The organism is Flavobacterium sp. PMTSA4 (genome assembly GCF_032098525.1).
In the GTDB taxonomy this organism is placed as follows: domain Bacteria; phylum Bacteroidota; class Bacteroidia; order Flavobacteriales; family Flavobacteriaceae; genus Flavobacterium; species Flavobacterium capsici.
This window is the reverse complement of sequence record NZ_CP134890.1, coordinates 1,607,215-1,630,653: the sequence shown is the minus strand read 5'-3', so window position 1 is coordinate 1,630,653 and position 23,439 is coordinate 1,607,215. Positions and strand designations below refer to the sequence as shown.

At 33.9% G+C, this 23,439-nt stretch carries 21 protein-coding genes; 15 read left to right on the top strand and 6 right to left on the bottom strand.

Annotated elements, in window-relative coordinates; all coding sequences use genetic code 11:
* The first annotated feature begins 51 nt into the window (after nucleotides 1-51).
* Entirely contained in the window at nucleotides 52-1,956 is a 1,905-nt protein-coding gene (locus RN605_RS07480) for an ABC-F family ATP-binding cassette domain-containing protein (RefSeq protein WP_313323735.1), read from the top strand.
* A gap of 3 nt (nucleotides 1,957-1,959) precedes the next feature.
* Here RN605_RS07480 and RN605_RS07475 read toward each other — a convergent pair whose 3' ends face one another.
* Nucleotides 1,960-3,108 (bottom strand): 8-amino-7-oxononanoate synthase, encoded by a 1,149-nt coding sequence (locus RN605_RS07475; RefSeq protein ID WP_313323734.1) that lies wholly within the window; start codon nucleotides 3,106-3,108, stop codon nucleotides 1,960-1,962.
* 90 nt (nucleotides 3,109-3,198) lie between these two features.
* Between RN605_RS07475 and RN605_RS07470 the strand changes: the two genes are divergently transcribed.
* The gene (locus tag RN605_RS07470; protein WP_313323733.1) at nucleotides 3,199-3,474 is read left to right on the top strand and encodes a 4a-hydroxytetrahydrobiopterin dehydratase; all 276 of its coding nucleotides are present in this window, start codon (nucleotides 3,199-3,201) and stop codon (nucleotides 3,472-3,474) included.
* Nucleotides 3,475-3,526: 52 nt separating this feature from the next.
* On the opposite strand, the gene RN605_RS07465 is transcribed toward RN605_RS07470, so the two are convergent.
* Nucleotides 3,527-4,006 (bottom strand): DUF1761 domain-containing protein, encoded by a 480-nt coding sequence (locus RN605_RS07465; RefSeq protein WP_313323731.1) that lies wholly within the window; start codon nucleotides 4,004-4,006, stop codon nucleotides 3,527-3,529.
* Between the two features lie 202 nt (nucleotides 4,007-4,208).
* On the opposite strand from RN605_RS07465, the gene RN605_RS07460 reads away from it, so the two are divergent.
* The 5 genes from RN605_RS07460 to RN605_RS07440 all read left to right on the top strand — a co-directional run bounded on the left by RN605_RS07460 (nucleotide 4,209) and on the right by RN605_RS07440 (nucleotide 8,687).
* The gene (locus RN605_RS07460; RefSeq protein WP_313323729.1) at nucleotides 4,209-5,063 is read left to right on the top strand and encodes a leucine-rich repeat domain-containing protein; all 855 of its coding nucleotides are present in this window, start codon (nucleotides 4,209-4,211) and stop codon (nucleotides 5,061-5,063) included.
* 128 nt (nucleotides 5,064-5,191) lie between these two features.
* Nucleotides 5,192-6,835, top strand: a complete 1,644-nt coding sequence (locus tag RN605_RS07455) for a tetratricopeptide repeat-containing sensor histidine kinase (RefSeq protein WP_313323727.1) — start codon at nucleotides 5,192-5,194, stop codon at nucleotides 6,833-6,835.
* Between the two features lie 6 nt (nucleotides 6,836-6,841).
* The gene (locus RN605_RS07450) at nucleotides 6,842-7,510 is read left to right on the top strand and encodes a response regulator (RefSeq protein WP_313323726.1); all 669 of its coding nucleotides are present in this window, start codon (nucleotides 6,842-6,844) and stop codon (nucleotides 7,508-7,510) included.
* A gap of 98 nt (nucleotides 7,511-7,608) precedes the next feature.
* Entirely contained in the window at nucleotides 7,609-8,412 is an 804-nt protein-coding gene (locus RN605_RS07445; RefSeq protein WP_313323724.1) for a hypothetical protein, read from the top strand.
* Between the two features lie 26 nt (nucleotides 8,413-8,438).
* The gene (locus RN605_RS07440; RefSeq protein ID WP_313323722.1) at nucleotides 8,439-8,687 is read left to right on the top strand and encodes a hypothetical protein; all 249 of its coding nucleotides are present in this window, start codon (nucleotides 8,439-8,441) and stop codon (nucleotides 8,685-8,687) included.
* 294 nt (nucleotides 8,688-8,981) lie between these two features.
* On the opposite strand, the gene RN605_RS07435 is transcribed toward RN605_RS07440, so the two are convergent.
* From RN605_RS07435 to RN605_RS07425, 3 genes are all read right to left on the bottom strand, one after another.
* Nucleotides 8,982-9,788 carry an arylamine N-acetyltransferase family protein gene (locus RN605_RS07435; RefSeq protein ID WP_313323720.1) on the bottom strand — a complete coding sequence of 269 codons (807 nt, stop codon included), beginning with the start codon at nucleotides 9,786-9,788 and terminating at the stop codon, nucleotides 8,982-8,984.
* Between the two features lie 187 nt (nucleotides 9,789-9,975).
* The gene (locus tag RN605_RS07430) at nucleotides 9,976-10,602 is read right to left on the bottom strand and encodes a c-type cytochrome (RefSeq protein WP_313356330.1); all 627 of its coding nucleotides are present in this window, start codon (nucleotides 10,600-10,602) and stop codon (nucleotides 9,976-9,978) included.
* Nucleotides 10,603-10,699: 97 nt separating this feature from the next.
* A complete protein-coding gene (locus RN605_RS07425) occupies nucleotides 10,700-11,539 on the bottom strand; it encodes a hypothetical protein (RefSeq protein WP_313323716.1) in 840 nt (279 codons plus the stop codon).
* A gap of 347 nt (nucleotides 11,540-11,886) precedes the next feature.
* Between RN605_RS07425 and RN605_RS07420 the strand changes: the two genes are divergently transcribed.
* From RN605_RS07420 to RN605_RS07385, 8 genes are all read left to right on the top strand, one after another.
* Nucleotides 11,887-12,054 (top strand): hypothetical protein, encoded by a 168-nt coding sequence (locus RN605_RS07420; RefSeq protein WP_313323714.1) that lies wholly within the window; start codon nucleotides 11,887-11,889, stop codon nucleotides 12,052-12,054.
* A 187-nt stretch (nucleotides 12,055-12,241) separates the two neighbouring features.
* Complete coding sequence (locus tag RN605_RS07415; protein WP_313323713.1) at nucleotides 12,242-12,445, top strand: hypothetical protein; 204 nt, start codon at nucleotides 12,242-12,244, stop codon at nucleotides 12,443-12,445.
* A gap of 172 nt (nucleotides 12,446-12,617) precedes the next feature.
* Nucleotides 12,618-12,833 carry an HTH domain-containing protein gene (locus RN605_RS07410; protein WP_313323711.1) on the top strand — a complete coding sequence of 72 codons (216 nt, stop codon included), beginning with the start codon at nucleotides 12,618-12,620 and terminating at the stop codon, nucleotides 12,831-12,833.
* A gap of 22 nt (nucleotides 12,834-12,855) precedes the next feature.
* Nucleotides 12,856-13,092, top strand: coding sequence for a hypothetical protein (locus RN605_RS07405; RefSeq protein WP_313323709.1), 237 nt, complete (start codon nucleotides 12,856-12,858; stop codon nucleotides 13,090-13,092).
* A gap of 99 nt (nucleotides 13,093-13,191) precedes the next feature.
* A complete protein-coding gene (locus tag RN605_RS07400; RefSeq protein ID WP_313323707.1) occupies nucleotides 13,192-19,884 on the top strand; it encodes a PKD-like domain-containing protein in 6,693 nt (2,230 codons plus the stop codon).
* A 12-nt stretch (nucleotides 19,885-19,896) separates the two neighbouring features.
* The gene (locus RN605_RS07395) at nucleotides 19,897-20,928 is read left to right on the top strand and encodes a PorP/SprF family type IX secretion system membrane protein (protein ID WP_313323705.1); all 1,032 of its coding nucleotides are present in this window, start codon (nucleotides 19,897-19,899) and stop codon (nucleotides 20,926-20,928) included.
* 15 nt (nucleotides 20,929-20,943) lie between these two features.
* Nucleotides 20,944-21,321: a hypothetical protein gene (locus tag RN605_RS07390; RefSeq protein ID WP_313323703.1), complete on the top strand. Its 378-nt coding sequence runs from the start codon at nucleotides 20,944-20,946 to the stop codon at nucleotides 21,319-21,321.
* A gap of 139 nt (nucleotides 21,322-21,460) precedes the next feature.
* Nucleotides 21,461-22,261: an endonuclease/exonuclease/phosphatase family protein gene (locus RN605_RS07385; protein WP_313323701.1), complete on the top strand. Its 801-nt coding sequence runs from the start codon at nucleotides 21,461-21,463 to the stop codon at nucleotides 22,259-22,261.
* Nucleotides 22,262-22,607: 346 nt separating this feature from the next.
* Here RN605_RS07385 and RN605_RS07380 read toward each other — a convergent pair whose 3' ends face one another.
* Entirely contained in the window at nucleotides 22,608-23,345 is a 738-nt protein-coding gene (locus RN605_RS07380) for a hypothetical protein (RefSeq protein ID WP_313323698.1), read from the bottom strand.
* Nucleotides 23,346-23,439: the final 94 nt, after the last annotated feature.

Here is a 23,439-nt window from a genome sequence, read left to right as displayed (position 1 = left end):
ACAAAGGTAATCTTATTATAAAATTATCAATGTAACATTTGTAACAATAATATGCTAAATATTCATAATTTATCGGTTTCTTTTGGTGGTACTTTTCTTTTTGAAGAAGTAACTTTCAGGCTTGGCTCTGGCGACAGAGTTGGACTTGTTGGAAAAAATGGTGCGGGAAAATCTACCATGTTAAAAATTCTTGCCGGAGATATAAAACCTGATTCTGGTCAAATTGCAACTGAAAAAGAAGTCCGAATGGGTTTTCTTCGTCAAGATATTGATTTTGAAGTTGGAAGAACCGTTCTTGAAGAAGCCTATGAAGCATTTACTGAAATTAAAAAAGTAGAGCGAAAACTAGAAGAAATCAATCATCAGCTTGTTACTAGAACCGATTATGAAAGTGATGAGTATTCACAAATTATAGAACAACTTTCTGATTATACGCATCAATTTGAAATTTTGGGTGGTTATAATTATGTTGGAGATACCGAAAAAATCCTATTAGGATTAGGTTTTAAAAGAGAAGAATTCAATAACCAAACAGATACTTTTTCTGGTGGTTGGCGTATGCGTATCGAATTAGCTAAATTGTTATTACAATCTAACGATATTCTGCTTTTGGATGAGCCAACGAATCACTTAGATATCGAGAGTATTATTTGGTTGGAAAGTTTTCTTAGAAATTTCCCCGGAGTGGTGGTGATTGTATCTCACGATAAAATGTTTTTGGATAATGTTACCAATAGAACCATAGAAATTTCTTTAGGAAAAGCATACGATTTCAATAAACCTTATTCACAATATTTAGTATTACGTGAAGAAATTAGAGAGAAACAATTGGCAACCCAAAAAAATCAAGCCAAAAAAATTGAAGAAACCGAAAAGCTAATCGAAAAATTTCGTGCAAAAGCCAGTAAAGCTTCCATGGCACAATCTTTAATTAAAAAGCTTGATAAAGTTGAAAGAATTGAAGTAGATGAAGACGATAATTCAGTAATGAATATTTCGTTTCCAGTTTCTCAAACGCCAGGTCGAGTTGTTATTGAAGCAGAAAATGTAACCAAAGCCTATGGTGATAAAGTTATCTTGAAGGATATTTCACTTTTGGTAGAACGCGGAAGTAAAATTGCATTTGTTGGTCAAAATGGTCAAGGAAAATCAACGTTTATCAAAGCCATAGTCAACGAATTCAAATACGACGGAACCATAAAATTAGGTCACAACGTACAATTGGGCTATTTTGCTCAAAATCAGGCGGAATATTTAGATGGCGAAATTACGTTATTAGAAACCATGATTAATGCAGCAACCGACACCAATCGTTCCAAAGTGCGCGATATGTTGGGTTCGTTTTTATTCCGTGGTGATGATGTAGAGAAAAAAGTAAAAGTGCTTTCTGGAGGTGAACGTAATCGTTTGGCGTTGTGTAAATTATTATTACAACCCATAAACGTGTTACTGATGGACGAGCCAACCAATCACTTGGACATCAAATCTAAAAATGTATTAAAAGCAGCTTTAAGTAAATTTGAAGGAACTTTATTATTGGTTTCTCACGATAGAGATTTTCTTCAAGGCATGGCCAACACGGTATATGAATTCAAAGGCCAAAAAATAAAAGAATATTTAGGCGACATTAATTTCTTCTTAGAACAACGCAATGCTATGAACATGCGTGAAATTGAAAAGAAAGATGTAGTAAAAGAAACTCCAAAAGCAGAAAAAAAGAATCTCTCTTTTGAAGAACAAAAAGCTCAAAAATCACTTCAAAATCGCTTAAGTAAAGTAGAAAGTTTAATTCAACAGCTTGAAAAAGACATTCAGCACGATGATAAAGAATTAGCTTCTAATTATGATAAACACATTGAAAATGCTGCTTTCTTTGCTGCCTATGAAAAGAAAAAGCAAGAATTAGATAAACTACTTGCTGAATGGGAAGAAATTCAAATGGAAATGGAAAGTTAATATCTATTTAAATGGATGTCGTTGTTGCCAAGCTAATGTAGGTTCTAATTTAGGGAAAATTTTATCAATATACTTGTTGATTAATTTGTTGGTGTGAAATATAAATCCCGACATCATAATGGGTTTTGCACCAATAGAGCTTTTTATTTCTAAAGCAGTTCTTCCAAAAATTATTTTTTCAAATCGGTTTTCAATACCAAAAACAGTCATGTTGTAAAGCATATTCAAATACAACATTTTTTCTTTTTGAATTTGCTCATCATAGCCTAAGAAATAAGTTTCAAGCACTTCACCATTCAATAAAAGAGAATGAAAACCTATCAATTCGTTGTTCATGAAATAACCAATTAAAACAAATCGATTGCCACATTGTTTCTTAAAAGTTGTAAAATGATTTTCAGCTAAAAAGAAAGTGTTAAATGGAGCATTTTTGGCAACATAATGATACAATTGATAGATTCTTGATTCATACTCAATAATTTCTTCCAAGTTCAATTCCCGTGTTGTAATCCCTTCCGATTTTTTTCTGGCGCGTTTATATTGGTCTCGATATTTTTTCGTAAAAGCACTAACATAATCGGCTTCCGAATGCCAATTCGAATCCAATTCAAATATCATATTGGGTTGTGTATTGAATTCATAAATAGGAGCAAAGGCATTATTCTTTAGTTCAGTTGCAGAGTTTTTATAAAAATCTTTAAAGGAAACAATATGAATTTTTATGTTTTTGCTTCTAAAGTATCCTATTAACTCATCGGAACAATTCAAAAGAATTTCACTAATGCATTCATAATTCATAGGTTTTGAAAACACATAACCATTTTGACCTGTAATCATATTGTTACCCAAAAACAATACATGCGAAGCAAAATTCTTAAAAACAAAGTTCCTGATATAGGTTTTCAAACATTGGTCGCGTTCACCAAAAGACTCAAGTTTATTCAAGTTTAAATATTGAGCCAAAGCAACACCGATTAACTCATTCGACTCAAAAATTCCAATATAAAAACACTCCATATTGGTTGGAGCCGAATGTTCTAAAACTTGTAAATAAGGAATTTGAAGAAAAGCATTAGAATGTGAAACTTCATCCCATTTTTTTGGAAGTTCGCTAACTTTTTGATATATTGAGAAAGTAATGTTTTGATCCAAAAGAATAGATATATAGTTTCAAAAGTAATTAAATATTAATTGGAGATAAAAACATTACACTTATTTTTAACTTATATTTAAAACAATAATATGATACCCTATACGAATGCCGAAATTGTAGAATCTTTAATGAAAGCCAAAGACTGGAATTATGTAAATGAATGTCTTGAAAAACAATTCCTGTTTGAGGATTTTAACCAAGCATTGGGATTCATTTTAAAAGTTGGAATTTTAGCAGAAAAACAAAACCATCATCCAGAGATAAACAATGTCTATAACAAAGTTACACTCAGAATTTATACTCATGATGCGAATGGAATTACTGATAAAGATTTTAAACTAGCAAACAGTATTGATAAACTATAAAAGAAAACGCTTCTAAATTTAGAAGCGTTTTTTTGTAATGTTCAATTAATTTTTAAACCCATCCACAAACAATGGCACCAATGATAGTCATACAAACGGTCCAATAGCCTGTTTGAATAAAAATATATTTCCATGATTTATGTTCAAACAATCCATTAGTTCCAATAATAGGGAATGCAATGAAAACACCCGACATAAATCCATGTAACGCACCATGTTTAAAAGTTCTATAAGCACTTCCATAGTCAGTCATAAAATCAACATAAGACTGTTTTGCTTGAGTAACATCACCACCAATCATGCCTAAAGCACCAAATTGGTGAATGGTTAACATTTGCATGATGAAGGCTAACATTAAGGAAAATACAAATGTTAATCCGAAGATTTTAAACATATTTCCTTTTTTCATCTGTTCTTCAGTGAATCCATTTTCAGCCATCCAAGCTTTTCCGAACAATGGACCATACCAAAGAAATCCAACAACGAATGTTGATAATGCAGCTACTAAAACTGCTAAAAAGTTTACTTCCATACTTTTAAGTTTATTGATTAGTATATCAAATGTATAAAAAAAATATTTTACTACAACCTTTTTATTTTTTTGAAAAAATAATGCATCTTATAAGAAAAAGATAACAAATAATTCTTAAAAAATGCATTTCATCGATTTTATTTGTTTTTAAACGAGCACACTAATACTTTTACAACGTCATAACCTCAAATCTAACTATGATATGAAAACTATTTTTACTTACTTATCAGTTCTGCTTGTTTCAGCTTCTGTTTTTGCTGAAATATCATCTACAGAAAAAAAGGCATTATTGAAATTATACAAATCAACCAATGGTGCTAAATGGACAAATACTTGGAATCTAAAACAATCTCCATCTACTTGGTATGGTGTTGAAGTTAAAGACGACAAAGTAGTTTCACTTAAATTAATGAACAACAATCTAGAAGGTGTTTTACCAAGTGAATTGGGTGATTTAACAAACCTTGTAGAAATTAATTTTTTCCGTAATCACATAACGGGTGCTTTACCTGCAACTTTAGGGAATTTAAAAAGTTTAACTAGTTTGAATGTTGCATTCAATCAAGTTTCAGGAAGTTTACCAGAAGCATTAGGGAATGCAAAACAATTAAAGTCAATTGAAATGCACATGAACCGTTTAACAGGTAAATTACCTTCAAGCATCGGAACTTTAACAGCATTAGAAACACTATCATTATTCAATAATGAAATTGAAGGCGAAATTCCAACGTCATACTACCAATTAAAATCATTAAAAGTTTTATTGTTAAGCAGTAATAAATTAGTTGGAGCTTTAAGCCCAGACATTTCTAATTTAACATCATTAGAAAATTTAAGTTTGTTTGAAAATAAAATGGAAGGACAAGTTCCTTTTGATTTAGAAAAGTTACACAACCTTAAAGAAATGAATATTTCATACAACATGTTCAACGGTTTAGTATCAAGAAATTTAGCAAAATTAGATACGCTAAACATGACCATGATAAATGAAGAAGGTGTAGCAACTACATTGAAAATCAGTATCGATAAAAACTCTGCATACGCTGCAGACGAATAATATACGTTCTTAGATTGAATTTAATTTTGTTGGGTTAACAAAATGCAAAAGTCTCGAGCAATCGAGACTTTTTTGTTTATTTTCATCTACACATCATTTCCTTTTGTTTTTTTTAATAATTTCGGGAAATGAGAACCACCGTCAATTTCTTTTTGTTGCTGCTTTGTAGCCTGGTGTTTTTTGCTTGCAACAAGAGCAATGATAAACTCACTTCAAACAGTACAGGTTATAATTCAAACATAGAAAAAGGATTCTCAAGTCTTCAAAAACAAAAACTAGACAGCGCTTTCTTTTATTTTAATCAAGCACATCAACATGCAGTAAGCAATGATGAAAAAGTCTACGCATTATTGCAAATGGCGTTTATTCAAACACAGATTGCCGACTTTTCAGCAGCTGAAGAAACACTAACACAAGCTTATAAAACCAACACATCACCGGCATATGATATGCACATTTACAATGCACTTGGTATAGCTTATCTTGAGCAAAACAACTATCAGGAAGCCATCAATTACTATGATAAAATACTAAACGATACCATAAGCGAAATCAACAAATGCATTATTCTCAACAACAAAGCAGTGGTATATTTAGAACAATCAGAATATCAAAAAGCAATAAACATTGAAACAAAAATTTGGCAGAACGATTCGCTTAAGAAAGACAAAAAACAATGGGCAAAAATCCTCGATAATCTTGGCTATGCATACTATAAAACAAATAATAACAAAGCATTAGAACTTTTATTAAAAGCAAAATCCATTCGCGATTCTATAAACGATGATTACGAAAAGATAGCAAGCTATATTCATCTTTCGCAATATTATCAAAATACAAACCAAGAATTAGCAGCCAGCTATGCCCAAAGCGCTTTTCAATTTGCAAGCAAAATAAATAACCCCGACGATAAAATGGAAGCGCTTCAATATTGGATCATCAATGCGCAACCAAATGAAGCAAAATCATTAGCGCTCAAACAAATGAAACTTTCTGACAGCATCAACAAAGTGCGTCAATCTGCCAAAAATCAATTCGCCAAGATACGATTCGACGCTTCCAAAGCCGAACAAGAAAAATTAAAATCTGAGAAACAAAAACAAACAATATTTTGGATATTAATAGCAGTGGCGGTAATTGCTTTCATTACAATTTTGCTAATCCGTTACCGAAACAAACAAAAACTAAAAACATCCATCTACGATACCGAAACACGAATCTCAAAAAAGATACACGACGAATTGGCAAACGATGTTTTTCAAGCACTAACCTTTGCCGAAACCCAAGACCTGAGCAATCCTCAAAAAAAAGAAACATTTCTCAACAACCTCGACGACATTTACCTTAGAACAAGAAACATTGCCAATGCCAACAGCCAGGTAAATACCAACGCAAACTATCAAGAAAATTTGTTCAACATGATTAGCGGTTTCAATAGTCCGCAAACCAATGTCATAATCAATTCCGATGACACTATCGATTGGAACAAAATCAAAAGAGAAACAAAAATCACACTCTATAGAGTACTTCAGGAACTAATGGTCAACATGAAAAAACACTCCAATTGTTCTGTTGTAGTTTTATCATTTATCAATCACCCAAAACAAATTCAAATAAAATACGCCGACAACGGAAAAGGAATCAATCCCGAAACTTTTGATAAAAAAGGACTTCAAAATGTGGAAAACCGCATTTTTACACTAAACGGAACCATTATATTTGAAAGCGAAACCCAAAAAGGCTTCAAAGTAAACATCGAAATTCCAAAATAAGTCATCATGTTCAATAAAGTTTTAATTGCCGAAGACATAGACACCATTAGTTTGGCAGTCCAGCTAACACTCATCCAATTAGGAATTACAAACATGCAACATGTCAAATATTGCGACGATGCAATACTTAAAATTAAAAAGGCAATACAAGACAACGAACCCTTCGACCTTCTGATAACCGACCTGTCTTTCGAACCCGATTCCCGTTCAGTTAAATTAACTTCTGGTCAAGAAACCATTGCCGAAATACATAAAATACAACCCAGCTTAAAAACAATTGTTTACTCAGTCGAAGACAAAAAAAGCACCATTAAAACACTCTACGACGACTATAAAATCAATGCCTACGTACACAAAAGCCGAAACAGTATAGAACAACTAAAAACAGCAATAACACAAGTTTATAGTTCAAACTCAGCATTTATTTCAACAGAAATAAAATACCTAATTGCCGATAAAGAAGCAAATAAAATAGATTACGCTGACGTCCAAATTCTAAAACAACTCGCACTCGGAAATACACAAGACCAAATTGCCGATTTCTTCAAAACCCAAAACATAAACCCCAGCAGTAAAAGCGCCATCGAAAAAAAAGTAAACAAACTCAAAGACTCTTTTAAAGCAAATAACACTGCCCATTTAGTAGCCATCACAAAAGACTTAGGCATCATCTAAAAAAGTTTTAAAAAAAACACCCATTTTACGGTTTTCCGTAAAATACTTCCAAAATACCATCATAAGTTTGAATTGAAAATCTTAAATCAATTCAAATCATGAAAAAAATTATCCCATTATTGCTTTTGATATTTATGATGTCATGCAATACCGTAAAAAATTATTACCAGGTTTATCAAACGAACTCAAAAACTGTTCAACACAAAGACAATAATGCATTGGTTTTTGAAGACAATAATTGTCGAATAAGTTACAATCTTTGGGGAAAATATGGAAACGCTGGATTTAGTTTTTATAATAAAACAAACGAAACAATAACGCTATTACTTGATGATAGTTTCTATGTAATTAATGGTAATGCTTACGATTATTTTCAAAACAGAATTTTTAGCAATTCATCAAATTCTTCTTCAAGTACAACTTCTTCTTCAAGTGTAACACTTTGGAGCAGATTAACAGTTTCAAATTTTGCGTCAAATACTTTAGTAGCTAATACAGCAAGTGGTGTAGAAAGAATAGAGCCTAGAACAATTGCAATACCTGCCAACACATCCAAAACAATTTCCGAATTCGACATCAATCAAACCATTTTTAGAGATTGCGATTTGTTGCGTTTTCCAACATCAAAACAAACAAGCTCAAAATCTTTTTCTGAAGAATCCACACCAATTAAGTTTTATAATTCAATAGCATATAAAATGGGAGATAAGGTTAATAAAGTTAAAAATGATTTTTATGTATCTAACATTACCAATATAGCTGAAAAAGACATTCTTAAAGATGTGAAAAATAATTTCTGCGGACAAAAGAATGGATCAATACAAAAGGTATTTAAAGAAAGTGGACCAGATAAGTTTTATATCACTTATCTAAAATCTCAATCAGATGTTTGGAAATATTAGTTAGTTATTAATCTTTTTAACTCACTATGAAACTCTATTACGTCAACAGAAACCCAAACCAAATAGGCAACCACGAATTGCATTTAGCAACATGCAATCATTTGCCTAATATTTTCAACCGTGTCTGCCTTGGCGATTATAAAACACCTCATGAAGCACTTCATGATGCCAAAAAAATATACCCATCAGCAACAGTTTGCAACACTTGTCTTGAAAACCATAACGAAAAAATAAAACCAATACCATTCTACAAAAAATGGTTCAGAAAAAAATAATTGTGGGGTGATTGCTCTGGAGCGAATTATTAATGCCAATTCCTCCAGAGATAATCACTATTTAAATGAAGAAAAACAATTCTATCAGTAAAAAGAATAAAAAAAACGATTCAAATTTCTTCAAATCGTTTCTTAGTCATTTCATCTAAACTTTATAAATACCAATAAGCATCAGTATATAATAAAAGCCAAAAGATTATTAATACAACTGCAAGCGTCACACTTGTTACAGTTAATATTTTATAAGCATACTTTTTCATTTTTTTTTATTTTATGATTAATGATTCTTATTTATTAGGCTATCAATTCCGAACTTTTCAACTCCAGTAATTCAAGTTCTTCATCGCTCAAAATGATGCCAAATTGTTTCTTAAGCAAACTTCCCGTAACCTCTTTCGAAGAAAGCAACACCGAACAAGGAAGTATCCCGTTCGAACTCTTAAAGTATTCACCAGCCAGGGTAATTCTTCCATCCGTTTGATACAAAGAAGCCAAAGTATTTTTACGAAACACAGACTCAGGCGAAGTTTCAATATAACGGCAAGCCTGTCTGAAATCCTCACGCGTTTTAGCACTCAAATCAAAAACATACCTCGGAGTCAAAACTCCGTTAGCATCTTTAAAATAAAGTGCCTTCATACCGTCAAAATCGTCAACGATATACTCAAAATCTTCCCCTTTACTATACGCTTTGTTGAAGATAGGCAATGGGTCACCAAACGATTTCCCATTGCCAACATCAACCAAATAAAGGTCACCCTCAAGTTCAACAACAAGCGCCATGTGCATGTGCTCATCATCATTCTTAAGCGGCAAACCTTTAAACATTTCACCTCTGATAAACTGTACATCAAAACCAATAGCCTTCAAAATGTCATAAAAAAGACCATTGTTTTCATAACAAACACCGCCTCGATTTCTCTCAACAATCTTCGTAAAAACAGGCATTGACGAATAATCCAAAGGAATACCCATATGAATATCAAGGTTCTCAAAAGGAACATGCAACAAAAACTGCTGCTGCAAATCTCTCAAAACAGCATAAGTTGGCTCAAACGCACCATTATATTGGATGCGTTTTCTAATTTTTTCTAAATTCATAATAATCTAAGATTAAATTTTGTTCAGTTTTAATTTAGCGGCAGCAACAGAAACCCTACACTCGATGAGTATTCCCATCGAGGTAACGATTTCAGTAGAAAAAGGATTCCATTCAAGTATCAACGAAACACAAGAAACCCTCCATCAATAATGATGTTAATCCAATACCACTAAATAAAATTTCCGATTAAATAGCTGGCAGAACAGCTTGTGGAACAATATTCTCAACAGGCTTCAAACTTTGCAAATAAGCAAAAATAGCCTTCAAGTCCTCGTCACTCATTTGCGCATAAGCAGGCCAGGGCATCGGTGGAAGCAACTGTCTGCTGCCTTTTAAGCCTTTATACTTACCTTTACGAATAGCGGTCAAAAACTGCTCCTCACTCCAGTTACCAATTCCAGTATCATCCGGAGTTAAATTTCCAGCAAACGAAGTTCCCCACGGACCAATACTCGCAGTACCATTCATGTTAAAAAGAACATAACCCTTACTGCCATTTTTGTCATACGGAGGCAAAGGCTCATTCATATCATGCCCCGATAATAATCGGTCAGGATCAGGAATCGGACCATGGTCAGTCATTTTCTTTGGCGAATGACAGTCATTACACCCCGAAGTGTTTACCAAATAGTTACCTCTTTCAATTTGTTTGGCCAAAGTAACTTCTTCTTTCTCTTTGTACTCTTGTGCTTCGTTGTTTGAAGTGTTACAACTCAAAAGCATCAGTCCAGCAACGACAGTGCTGACTCTTAAAAATTTGTTTTTCATGATTGATGATTGTTTTGATTTGATGATTTTTTTAATTCTAAGCAACTAGACGACATAAAAAATAAAATGTTACACACTTTAATATTTTTTTTCTGATAAACTTAAAAAACCCTTGTAGTACAATAGAAACAAACCAAATAAATTACTCTTTATTTTTGATATACTTGTTAATCATATAAGTAGTAATAGGCTTTAAAGGTTTGCCATTTATAGGATGATAACCTGGTTGATTAAAATATTCAACGTTATCATTGTCAATTTTACAGTAATAAACAATAGCTTTTCCTTCTTCAAAAAAAGTTGTAGTATCACAAACTTTTATCTTTTCGAGATTCATCAACTCTTCCTTTATAGGTTTTTTTGAGCTGCTTTTAAAACCATTTATTTCTTCTAAACAATTCACTTCCACATAATGATCATCCTGCCATTGCATGCATTGTTTTTCAGGTATCAGTTTATCTTTTACAACATAGCCAAGACTCGACAACCCAATTAACCCCAAGAACACATACAATATCTTTTTAAAAGAATAGGTTTTTTGCTTTTTATTGGTTTGAGATAAATCAGTTATATTCTCATCTTCAGCTCTACCTGAATCTTTGCTTTTGGAGGTTTCATTTTTTAAACCGCTAAACTTAGCATAAGGTCTTGGGCTAAAATCAATCAAAATAGCAACCAATTCAATTCTTGGTCTATTGTCAGTATCTGTTTCTCTCCTAATAAATGAAATAATCGGTCTGAACTTATCAATATTACAGCGCTTTATTGATAGCTTCAAAGAGTCTTCTTTTTTTGTCTCGAAAAAAACACGCATTAATTCCTCATCGGTCTTACTCAAGCCTCCATCAATTTTTAAACTACACAAATCCCTCATCTGAGCAGGTGTTGGGTCTAATAAAACACCCGTCACATCATCGCCTTTAACTGTATCATAATGCTCAAGCAATGCCTTCTTATAATCTTTAAAAGTATTTTTTTTCATAGTGGAACAAATGATTAAAACGGAATTATCAGGAATTCTTCGGAATCTTCGGAAACATCGGAATTCTTTATAAACACTCACTCAAAAACCACATTCCTTTGCTTCAGAATTAGTTCTTGTTCTACCTCGCGATAAGAACAAATGTACAAAACTACTTCTAAAAAGTGCTGACATACAGAGCTCAATTTTTTATTCGGGAAGTATAAACAATAGGTTCTGTATCAACGCACTTCACTTCCCACTATAGGTCAATCTTGACCTTCAATAATCAAGCAAAGGAAATTCCATTGCAATGCCTCGAGAAACTCGGGCAGCAAAACTATTGTTCAATTTTTAAATCTGTTAAAATGAAAAAAATACTTTTATTTTCGATTATTATGTTGGCTACAACAACATTTACTTCTTGTACAGCCGACTCAATTACTGATAATGTTCCAGCTCAAACACAAGCGGATGATACTGGAGGTCAAAGCGGACAATTAACACCGCCACCACCACCGCCAACAAAACCATAATTTGGTTAGGTAAAAAAGGGGATGCTTTTTAGCATCTCCTTTTTAAATAATTCATGAGTGTTATTCTGAACAAAGTGAAGAATCGCATAAAAAGAGGCCATATTTTTTATCCATTTTACGGTTTTCCGTAAAATATCTGTTTCAGAAAGACTTAAATTGAGAAATAACAATTAAAAATATAAAAACGATGAAGTATTATGTCAACAAAAATGCACAAAGCAATGGAGACCACGAAGTGCATAAAGAAACTTGTATTTATCTACCTCGTCTTGAAAACCGAAAGTATCTAGGAGACTTTACCAATTGTAGGGATGCAGTAAAGGAAGCAAAAAAGACGTATCCAACAGCAAACGGTTGCAAAACATGTTCAAACGAATGCCATACCAGTTAGGATTTTGAGTAATTAAAACCATAAGTTCTAGCTTGTGGTTTTTTTATCCATTTTACGGTTTTCCGTAAAATACCTATCTCAAATTGGTTTAAGTTTGAAATGTGTTTTGTTAATAAAAACAAAAACACTGCATTCTGATTGCACTCACAAATAGTATAATTGTTTTTTAACATTGGATATAAGAGTAATCATAAAAGTACATGAGCTGATTGAAGCCGAAAGAACAGGAACACCTAAAGAGTTATCAAACAAATTAGGTCTTTCAGTCAGAACGGTTTTTAATTATATAAACTTTATGAAACTCGAACTCAATGCACCAATAACATTCAACACCCAAACCAAAAACTACTACTACGAACGGAAATGTGAATTATGTTTTAACGGATAAACTACAACAAAACAATACAAATATGAAAAAACTACTACCACTTCTTTTGTTATTCCTTTTTGCTTGCAATCAAGGAAATCAACCAACCACAAATCCTCAAATAGCATCAACCTGCGAAGCACGCGGATGCAATGGTTCAGACGATTGTACAGCTTGTAAAAACTGCTCAGGTTGCAAACATTGTGCAAAACTTGGCGGTACCTGTGGCGTTTGTGAGCCACCTGTAAAGAAGAAAAAAGTGACTAAGAAGAAAAAGTAATTAACAATGTAATATGTGTTAAATAAACCACTATTTTTATGCACTTAACTAGTTACTAGTTTGTTGAAAAGTATAGTATGAAATAAAATTTTATTGAGTATGAAACAAAAATACCTGTTAATAATTTTAGTATTAATTTATAGTTTTAGTCATACTTATGCAAAAAGTATAAACTTACCTCCATCGGCTACTATTTCAGGGACTACAACAGTTTGTCAAAATGCAGCAAGTCCAGTAATTACTTTTACAGGTTCTGGAGGAACTGCTCCTTATACATTTACATATACCGTAACAGGAACATCGGGCAATCAAACAGTATCTACAACTGGAACAAATTCGTCTGTGACAGTTTCAGTTCCAACAGGTACAGCAGGGACTTTTGTTTATAATCTTGTCAGCGTAATTGATGATTCTACTCCACCTATTCCACAGAATGTTTCTGGAACTGCTATTGTAACAATTAATCCTCAACCAAATGCTAATATGGGTGGGACTGGCGCAGGTTCTATTTTTGATAACTTTCCAGTATTCAGAATTTGTTCTAATAGTGCTTCATTATTTAACTTCACAAATACTTCCACAACATCTTCCACTAACAATAATTACACTATAAATTGGGGTGATGGGTCGCCTAATTTCACAGGTTCTAGTTGGACTACTTTATCGCATACTTACCAAATTGGCTTATGGTATTTAAATTATACAATTTCAGGGAGTAATGGTTGTTCAATTACTAAAACATACATAGTTTTTGTCGGTTCAAATCCTGCAGTTTCGTTGGGGAATCCCGGAAATACAGATATATGTAATGCAAATTCACTTACATTTCCAATAACAGGAACATCGAATAATCCACCTGGAACAACATATACGGTGACTTTCAATGATGGGTCTGCACCAATTCCATTTAATCATCCACCTCCAGCATCTGTTACACATACATTTACTTCTTCATCATGTGGCACAGATAGTTCAGACGGTTCCAATACATATCAAAATTCATTTTCAGCAAATATAGTGGCAACTAATCCATGTAGTACTTCATCAGTTGGAGTTGTGCCAATTTATGTTTCAGCAAATCCTCAAGCAAATTTTACAGCTCCAGTTTCAGCTTGTATTAATACTCAAGTTTGTTTAACAAATACATCTCTAGGTAATCAAGTTATCAGTAATACTTGTTCAAATCCTCTAATAGTTTGGTCTATAAGTCCATCCACAGGTTATTCTTTGACATCGGGGAGTTCATTAGGAAATGATTTTTCATCAACTGATCCTAGTTTGTGGTTATCAGGTTCAGATGTTTTATGTTTAAATTTTAGTATTTCTGGGACATATACAATTACAATGAAAACGGGTAATAAATGCGGCATAGATACAATTTCGAAAACCATTTGTGTACAACCACCACTAACACCTCTTTTCTCACTAAACACCAATACAGGCTGTATTCCTCTTTCTGTAACAACAACCAACAATACAGTTTTAACTAATCAATGTGGTACACCTACCTATTTATGGACGGTTACTTACGCATCTGGATTTTGTAGTACTGCATCGCCAACATTTCCCAATCAAACTACAGCAAATGCCAATTTTAATTTTACCGAACCAGGCACATATACAATAAGACTAGCAACAACAAATTCTTGTGGAACTAATACTACTACACAAACGGTAATAGTAAAAAAACCACCAACTGCTTCAATTGCAGCAATTACTGGAGCTTGTGGAACAGCAAACATTAGCCCAACAGCAACAATCATTGGTTGCGCACCTACAACCAGCACGCTAACCTATGCTTGGAGTTTCCCGGGAGGTACACCTGCAACTGCAAACACAGCCAACCCAGGAACAATTAATTATCCAACAACAGGAAATTATACAGTTTCTTTAGTGGTAACAAATGAATGTGGTGCTTCAACAACAGCAACCCAAACTTTTTCGGTAAGCACTGCGCCAGTTATAACGAATACAGTTTTAACGGAATCTATTTGTTCGGGTTCAACGACAACACCAGTTACTTTAACGGCCAATCCAACAGGAACTACATTCGCTTGGACAGCAACAGCAACAGCCGGAATTACAGGTTTTACTGCTACAGGTTCAACAAATACTATTCCTGCTCAAACAATTACAACAACAAATTCAAATCCAGGAACGGTAACCTATGTTATTACACCATCATTTAATGGTTGTGATGGACCAACAGTCAATTATGTTATTACCATAAACCCTGCACCAACTATCACAACACAACCAAGTTCTAGTTCTGTTTGTTTAGGAGGTACGCCAACAGCACTTTCAGTAGTAATTAATTCTTCATCGGGTACGCCATCATACCAATGGTATTCAAACACATCAAATTCAAACACAGGCGGAACTTTGATTTCAGGGCAAACAAACAGTACATTTAACCCACCAGCTTCAACCATCGGAACACTCTATTACTACTGTGTCATCACTTTAACCTCGGGCGGATGTTCTAGTTTAAATTCAAACGTTGCTACAGTTACAATTAATCCACTGCCAACTATTAATACGCAACCAATGGTAACTCAAAATGCTTGTGTTGGAGTTGCACTAGCATCACCTTTAACGGTCAGTTATACTGGAGGAATTGGAACTGCTACTTACCAATGGTATTCCAATACAACAAATGCAACAACTGGCGGAACCTTAATTTCAGGCGCAACAAATGCTACCTATACACCGCCTGTCTATACAGCAGCAGGAACATATTATTACTATGCAATAATTTCACTTTCTAGTAACGGATGTGGCACAACAACTAGTAACAGTGCAGAAGTAGTAGTGTTTAACGACCCAACAATAACGACCCAGCCTTTAACGACCCAAACATTATGTCAAGGAGCTACACCATCAACTTTATCAGTTGTTGCATCAGGAGGTAACGGTAGTTTTAATTATCAGTGGTACAGTAATACAAACAATAATACAACCAATGGGGTGCTAATTCCCTCAGCAACAAATGCAACTTATACCCCACCAACTTCTAGTGTTGGAACAATTTTTTATTATTGCATAATTACTCAAAATACACCAGGTTGTTCAGTTACTTCTACAACAGCAGCAGTAATAATTAATCAATCTCCTTCAATCGTCAATCAACCGCCTTCAAGTTCGGTCTGTTTAGGTGGTACTCCAACTACATTGTCATTTACGTATAGTAATGGTGCAGGAACACCAACATATCAATGGTATTCTAATATTAATAATAACAATACTTCAGGAACTTTAATTACTGGAGAAACTAATGCAACATTTACACCACCAGCCAATACAGTTGGAACAACATATTATTATTGTTTAGTTACATTTCCAAACATTACGGGAAGTTGTGCTACTATTGCAACCAATACTGCTGAAATAATAATAACTTCAGCATCAACTATTGACCAAAATCCAGTACCAAACCAAAGTCTATGTGTGGGTGCAACAATTACGACTCCATTAAGTGTATCATACATTGGAGGAACAGGTACACCAAACTATCAGTGGTATTCAAACAATACGAGTACAAATACAGGCGGTACACCAATAACTGGTGCAACAAATTCAACCTACACACCGCCAGTTTATTCAGTTCCAGGAACATATTATTATTATGTCCAAATATCTTTTTCTGGGAGTGGTTGCGGCAGTATAGTGAGTGATGTAGCTACTATAGATGTAATTGCGGATCCTATAATTACTCCACAACCCCAAACTACACAAACTGTTTGTCAAAACACACCTGCAACTACTCTCTCTGTGGGCGCAACAGGTGGTATAGGAACTTCATACACATATCAATGGTATAGTTCGACTACTAATAACACAACTACTGGTGTAGTTATTTCTGGAGAAACAAATAGCACGTTTACACCGCCAACAGCAACAACAGGAACGGTGTTCTACTATTGTGTTATCAATCAAACCAACGGTACGGGTTGTAATGCAATTTCTAATACAGCTCAAGTAATTGTAAATCCTGCGCCAGTAATAACGTCACAACCACAATCAAACACTTGGTGTAAAGACCAAGTCCCAACAAGTTTAACTTTAAATTATTCAAGCGGAACAGGAACACCAACATACCAATGGTTTTCAAACACAATTAACAGCAACACAGGTGGTTTTAGCATCCCAAGTGCAACCAATGCAACTTACACACCACCAACAAATAGTGTAGGCAGTTTGTATTATTACTGTATTATTAATTTCCCTTCATTGTCCGGAGGTTGTGCAACAATAATTTCAGACACAGCATTAATTACAATCAACCAAAATCCAGTTATTGCATCAGAAAGCACAACGATTTGCAGCAATAACCCGTTCACAATTACACCTTCTAATACGGGAGGCAACATTGTTCCTCTTGGCACTACATACACTTGGTCAACTCCAACAATAAATCCAGCGGGTGCAATATCAGGCGCTAATTCTGAAGCAACTCAGCAAAATCAAATCAGTCAAACATTAATTAATACAACAACTTCACCGGCCACAGTAACTTATACGGTAACTCCAATTTCTGGGGTTTGTATTGGTAATGATTTCACGGTAACAGTAGTGGTCAATCCAGCAATAAATCCAAATGTGATTGCCAGCAATAATTCGTGTTTCGGAGTTAATAATGCATCAATAACAACTAATATAGTTGGCGGAATTCCACCATATACAATAACATGGTTAGGACCTAACGGATTTACTTCAGCAGCAACAGCAATAAATAATCTAGAACCAGGAATATACGATTTAACGATTGACGATACAGGCAATTGTCCTTATACGAACACGTATACCATTACAGAACCAGACGATATACTAATCTCAATTGACAGCGAAAATGACATCACTTGTTTTGGCTTTGCAAACGGAAGTATTAATATATCAGTAACTGGCGGAACAGGAAATTATACCTACACTTGGACAAAAGATACTTTTCCATTTTCGAATAACGAAGACATTGCAAATTTAAGTCCAGGAACATATGTTGTCACAGTAACAGATGCCAATAATTGTGGTCCTAAAACGGAAACATTTACCATTACTCAACCACCAATTTTAGCCGTTAGTTTAATCAGTCAAACAAACGTTGAATGTTTTGGAGCAGCAACTGGAGCAATCAATATAAACCCATCAGGGGGAACACCAATCGAAATTACACCCGGTGTGTTCGATTACAACTACGCTTGGACAGGTCCAAACGGTTTTACAAGCACAAATCAAAACCTTACCAATATAGTTGCGGGAACTTATACTGTAACGATAACCGACAACCAAGGATGTACAGAAAACCTATCTGCAGTCATCACCCAATCCACAGAGATAATTATTAGTTATACCACAACACCAATAACATGTTACGGCGCTAACAATGCTTCTTTCACAACAACAATTTCTGGAGGAAATCCACCCTATCAATACCAATGGAGTAATCTTTCAACTGCATTAAATCAGAACAACCTTTCAGCAGGAACATATACCATTACAGTAACAGACAATCTTGGATGTATTAAAGCAGAATCCATCATTATTCCCGAAGCACCAATATTTACAGTAAATCCTATAGTTAATAATGTTTCATGCTATGGTGCAAATAATGGGAGTATTAATCTAAACTTAACAGGAGGAATACCAACAGTTACTTTAACTTGGAGCGATGGTAGCACCGCAGGTCTAATAAGAAACAATCTCGGACCAGGAACATACACAGCAACCATAGCTGACGGAACACCTTGTTACATTGTAAGAACATTTACAATATTAGAACCACAACCCTTAGTAGTTTCTGCAAATACTACTAATCCCCTAGACTGTTCCAATGCAAATACTGGGGCAATAGACTTAATCGTTGCAGGAGGAACACCTCCTTTTAACTACAGTTGGTCAAACGGAGCCTCTACAGAAGATTTAGTAAATGTTAATGCCGGCAATTATCAAGTAACAGTTACAGATAATAATGGCTGCTCATTAACAAGTCAATTTAATTTAGTAAGACCAGCACCCATATATATAAATGTTACTACCCAAACAGATTTTAATTGTTCTACTCATCAAGTAACACAAAACTTTGTTGCTCAAGCTTCAGGTGGAGTACCACCATTTCAATACCAATGGTCTAGTGGAAATATAAGCGGCCCAGACAATAACATTATGAACTCTAGCACCAATGGAACAGTAATATTAACAGTAACTGACAATATAGGATGTACTGCAACCTATACTGTTGATGTTGATAATCCTGTTATTGGTTATTCATCATTTGATACAACTTCTTTTGGATACACATCATACGGTATATATTCAATTGGAGACCCAATTCAGTTTCAAAGTAATATTACTGGCGATTATATTTCTGTATCATGGGATTTTGGGGATGGTACTTTTTCAACTGAATTAAATCCAGTACACACTTATGCTATTCCAAAAGAATATATTGTAACACAAACTGTAACTTACCCTTTCGGGTGTGTTTATGTGCAAACTATTTCGCTTTTAGTGGAAAAGGGATACTTAATTGTTGTGCCAACAGCATTTACTCCAAACAATGATGGTCTTAACGATACCTACAGACCAGTAACTAAAAGATTAAAGAATGTACAATTGAATATATACGATACTTGGGGTTCTATGATATATAGTGAAACAGGAGACGTACTAGTCGGATGGGATGGCAAAATAAAAGGATTCAATGCTGAAAATGGAAATTACTATGCAAAAGTAACTGCCGAAACTTTTTATGGAACCATAATATTTGATAACCAAACATTTGTTTTAATCAAATAAGCCTACATCAAAATGAAATACAAATTATTTTTCACTATACTCATCATAACTTTTTCTACAAAAGTTTTAGCTCAAGACCCGGTTTTCACACAGTTCTATTTAGTTCCTGAGAAAATAAATCCTGCTTTTACAGGAATTTCAAATACATGGAGCGCAGGTCTAATTCATAGAAGACAATGGCCAGATGGAAACAGAAAAATAGATACACAATATGGATATTTCAACAATATTGTTAGCGAACAAATTGGTGTTGGTGTAACTGTTTTAAATCACAACGAAGTATTTACGGATTATAACTATTTTCAAATTAATGGAGCATTTTCCTATCGGATAGAACTCAATTACGATTGGAGGATGAGGTTCGGTTTAGAAACAGGCTTTGGTCGAAAAGATTATAACTTTAGTAACTTGTTATTAGAAGATCAAATCAATATAAATGATGGTTCTATTAGTCAAGGTTCAATAGACCCGGGAGTATTAGGGTACAGTAATAAAATTAATTTTTTCGATATAGGAGTAGGATTGGTTATTGACCAAGAAAATGCATGGATAGGTGCGGCAGTAAAACACTTAACAAGACCTGACATTTCATTTATAGAAAACAACAATGTTCCTTTAGATATGATGCTTTCAGTTCATGCAGGATACTATTTTGAATTTATTGATTCACCATCTAAACTGATACCTGAAGGAACTGATTTGCTTTTTACAGCAAACTATATGAGACAATCACAATATAATAGATTAGATATTGGAGCAGTGATGGATTTTCCCCGATTAAGTCTGGGGATTATTGCTGCAACAAACCCAGAAAGAAGAAGCGATAATGCCCATTTAATAACTTCAATTAATTCTATTTTGGGCTTTAAGTTAGGCGAATTTACTTTTGGATATTCCTATGATTTAAACACATCCAAAATACAAAGAACTCAAGGGGTACACGAACTATCATTAACTTGGCAATCAAGTCAACGATGTGATAAATGTGATAATTATAAGGTAAAGCTAAAAAGAAATGGTGAAGCAGGTTATCAAAAAATGTAAATGAATTAATTTAAAATGAATACAAAAACATTATTAGTTTTCTTTATTACAGTATTACTTTTCATTCAATGTAAATCATCTTCAAATGATGAGATTAATGAAGGAAGTAAATTCCCAATTGTAGATAATAAATCAGTTGAAAATGGAGGCTATACAGATGGAGAATACTGCGCAGAGATTGAATATTATAATCCAGAAAGAGGAACTAATTCAACATATACCCTAGTTGTTGAAATAGAAAATAATGAATTAACTATTATTCACTGGCCAAACGGAGGTTGGTTGGACAGCACGCATTTTATGCCTCCAGACATTTCGGAAGGACATGCCTCCTTCACTAGCGATACAGGTGCTGAATACAACATAACAATTATAGATACAGATTGTAATTAGGTAAGTATAACCCCATCGGGGTTTAATGTTTGTAGCCACGGGTTTCAATCCGTGGTATAAAAACCATCACCAACCCAAAATCCCTTAGAGATGATATCACTATCTTTACAAAAACATACATACGTCCATCATCTGAAAAATGAAAACCAAACTCCTCTTTCTTCTACTAATAACAACTACACTCCAAGCCCAACTCAAAATCATATCTTGGAATCTGGAAGACTTTGGTAACTCAAAAACTGATACAACCATAATCTATATAGCAAACACTATTAAAAACTATGACATCATAGCCATACAAGAAGTCGTAGCAGGATACGGTGGAGCACAAGCAGTAGCAAAACTAGCCAACGAACTAAACACAAAAGGAGCAAAGTGGAGTTACACTATCAGCGAGCCAACCTCAAGTTCTGCATACAAAACCGAGCGTTATGCATTTCTATACAAAACAGCCTCAGTAAAACTAATCGGAAAACCATGGCTTGAAAAAAAATACAACCTACTCATTGACCGAGAACCCTATTATGCAACCTTTCAATACAACAACAAACAAGTAACATTGGTAAACTTTCATGCCATAACAAAGAAAAAACAACCTGAAACTGAAATCAAATACTTTAAATTTCTACCTGACCAATACCCAACACTAAACCTAGTATTCTTAGGCGATTTCAATTGTCCTCAATCGCACACAGTCTTTAATCCACTTAAAGCAATGGGGTACGAATCCGCTTTCATAAACCAAAAAACATCACTTAAAAAAGAATGCAAAAACAACAATTGTCTTGCCTCAGAGTTTGATAATATTTGGTACAATACCAATAAAATTCAATTAAAAAACAGCAAAGCAATCCATTTTTATAAAGACTTTCCAAAATTTTATCAAGCAAAACAAATCTCAGACCATATCCCCATAACAACAGAGCTATATATAAAGTAGCTGAGTCTTCTTTTCTTATTTTTATCTGATTAACGTAAGTTTTATATGCGAAAGCACCAAAGCAATGCGAAGCATTGCAACGCTTTTACGTAGAATAGTTTGAAAAAGCTCTGAAAACAGGAGCAAAGCGACGCAGAGTTTTTCAAACGGTTTTAATCAAAGATTAAAAATTCCTCGTAAAAGTGTCCTTTCTTTTGGTTCGTTTTCTTTGGACAAGCAAAGACTCGAGGCAAAGCCGAACAGAGCGAAGCTAAAATGAATATAGAAAACAAGGACTAACTAGTGTTTTTATTTAAAAATAAAGAGAAAGCAACATCTAACTCGCATTAATAATCTTTATCAACTTTCAATACACCTTCAAAACTACTATTCCATAAGCTGTTTTGTCTTTCAAATCATAAAACAAACCATTCAAGTCTTGTGTATATCGATAATAAAAAACAGCAACACGAATACCTGTTAAATCAGGTGGAACAGCAGCTTCCATACTAATTGTTCCAAAATCAGTATTTTTAGGAATAAGTAAGGGAGAACTAGCAAACAAAAACTTATTTTTCGCATCAAAATCAAGAGAAACGATACCTAATTGCAATTTCAAATGAGTAGCACCTTTAGGATATTTCAATCCTTTCACATTAAAATCCGTAATAGTAAAAGTAGAGGTCACTTCATCAAAATAACTGTTCGAATAAGGTAATTTTAACGAAGTAAATTCAAAATTTTCCAGAAATTGTTTGCCTTCAGAACTTTCAATCCCTAAGGGAACACTTCTTTTACCTCGTTCAGAAACTAAATCACAATTCTTAATCTTTATAAACAATTGCATCAATGCTCCTTGAAGAACACTATCTTTTACATTTCCCAAAAAAGGAGCCAAACTATCTTTAAAAAGTTTCTTGGCACTCGATGTAGTTCCAAATTCACTATTGTTTTCCCTAATTCTAGCCATGCTAGGTTTCTTTTTAATAGCACTACCATTAAAACCACCGCCAGCTCTTCGGGCTACAGGTTTACCTTTTCTAATATAAAAATTCACTCCGTTTATTGTACCAACAAAATGAATTATACCTTTTTGCTTTGCCATACAGTTGATATTTAGTAATGTGAAAGTAATAAATAATTATCAAATAATGTATATATATGTCGTATTTATATTGGGTATATGTCGTATATATATC

Coding starts and splice junctions, on each gene's coding strand:
- RN605_RS07480 (WP_313323735.1), top strand. CDS start 52: ATGCTAAATATTCATAATTTATCGGTTTCTTTTGGTGGTACTTTTCTT.
- RN605_RS07470 (WP_313323733.1), top strand. CDS start 3,199: ATGATACCCTATACGAATGCCGAAATTGTAGAATCTTTAATGAAAGCC.
- RN605_RS07465 (WP_313323731.1), bottom strand. CDS start 4,006: ATGGAAGTAAACTTTTTAGCAGTTTTAGTAGCTGCATTATCAACATTC.
- RN605_RS07460 (WP_313323729.1), top strand. CDS start 4,209: ATGAAAACTATTTTTACTTACTTATCAGTTCTGCTTGTTTCAGCTTCT.
- RN605_RS07455 (WP_313323727.1), top strand. CDS start 5,192: ATGAGAACCACCGTCAATTTCTTTTTGTTGCTGCTTTGTAGCCTGGTG.
- RN605_RS07450 (WP_313323726.1), top strand. CDS start 6,842: ATGTTCAATAAAGTTTTAATTGCCGAAGACATAGACACCATTAGTTTG.
- RN605_RS07445 (WP_313323724.1), top strand. CDS start 7,609: ATGAAAAAAATTATCCCATTATTGCTTTTGATATTTATGATGTCATGC.
- RN605_RS07440 (WP_313323722.1), top strand. CDS start 8,439: ATGAAACTCTATTACGTCAACAGAAACCCAAACCAAATAGGCAACCAC.
- RN605_RS07435 (WP_313323720.1), bottom strand. CDS start 9,788: ATGAATTTAGAAAAAATTAGAAAACGCATCCAATATAATGGTGCGTTT.
- RN605_RS07425 (WP_313323716.1), bottom strand. CDS start 11,539: ATGAAAAAAAATACTTTTAAAGATTATAAGAAGGCATTGCTTGAGCAT.
- RN605_RS07420 (WP_313323714.1), top strand. CDS start 11,887: ATGAAAAAAATACTTTTATTTTCGATTATTATGTTGGCTACAACAACA.
- RN605_RS07415 (WP_313323713.1), top strand. CDS start 12,242: ATGAAGTATTATGTCAACAAAAATGCACAAAGCAATGGAGACCACGAA.
- RN605_RS07405 (WP_313323709.1), top strand. CDS start 12,856: ATGAAAAAACTACTACCACTTCTTTTGTTATTCCTTTTTGCTTGCAAT.
- RN605_RS07400 (WP_313323707.1), top strand. CDS start 13,192: ATGAAACAAAAATACCTGTTAATAATTTTAGTATTAATTTATAGTTTT.
- RN605_RS07395 (WP_313323705.1), top strand. CDS start 19,897: ATGAAATACAAATTATTTTTCACTATACTCATCATAACTTTTTCTACA.
- RN605_RS07390 (WP_313323703.1), top strand. CDS start 20,944: ATGAATACAAAAACATTATTAGTTTTCTTTATTACAGTATTACTTTTC.
- RN605_RS07385 (WP_313323701.1), top strand. CDS start 21,461: ATGAAAACCAAACTCCTCTTTCTTCTACTAATAACAACTACACTCCAA.
- RN605_RS07380 (WP_313323698.1), bottom strand. CDS start 23,345: ATGGCAAAGCAAAAAGGTATAATTCATTTTGTTGGTACAATAAACGGA.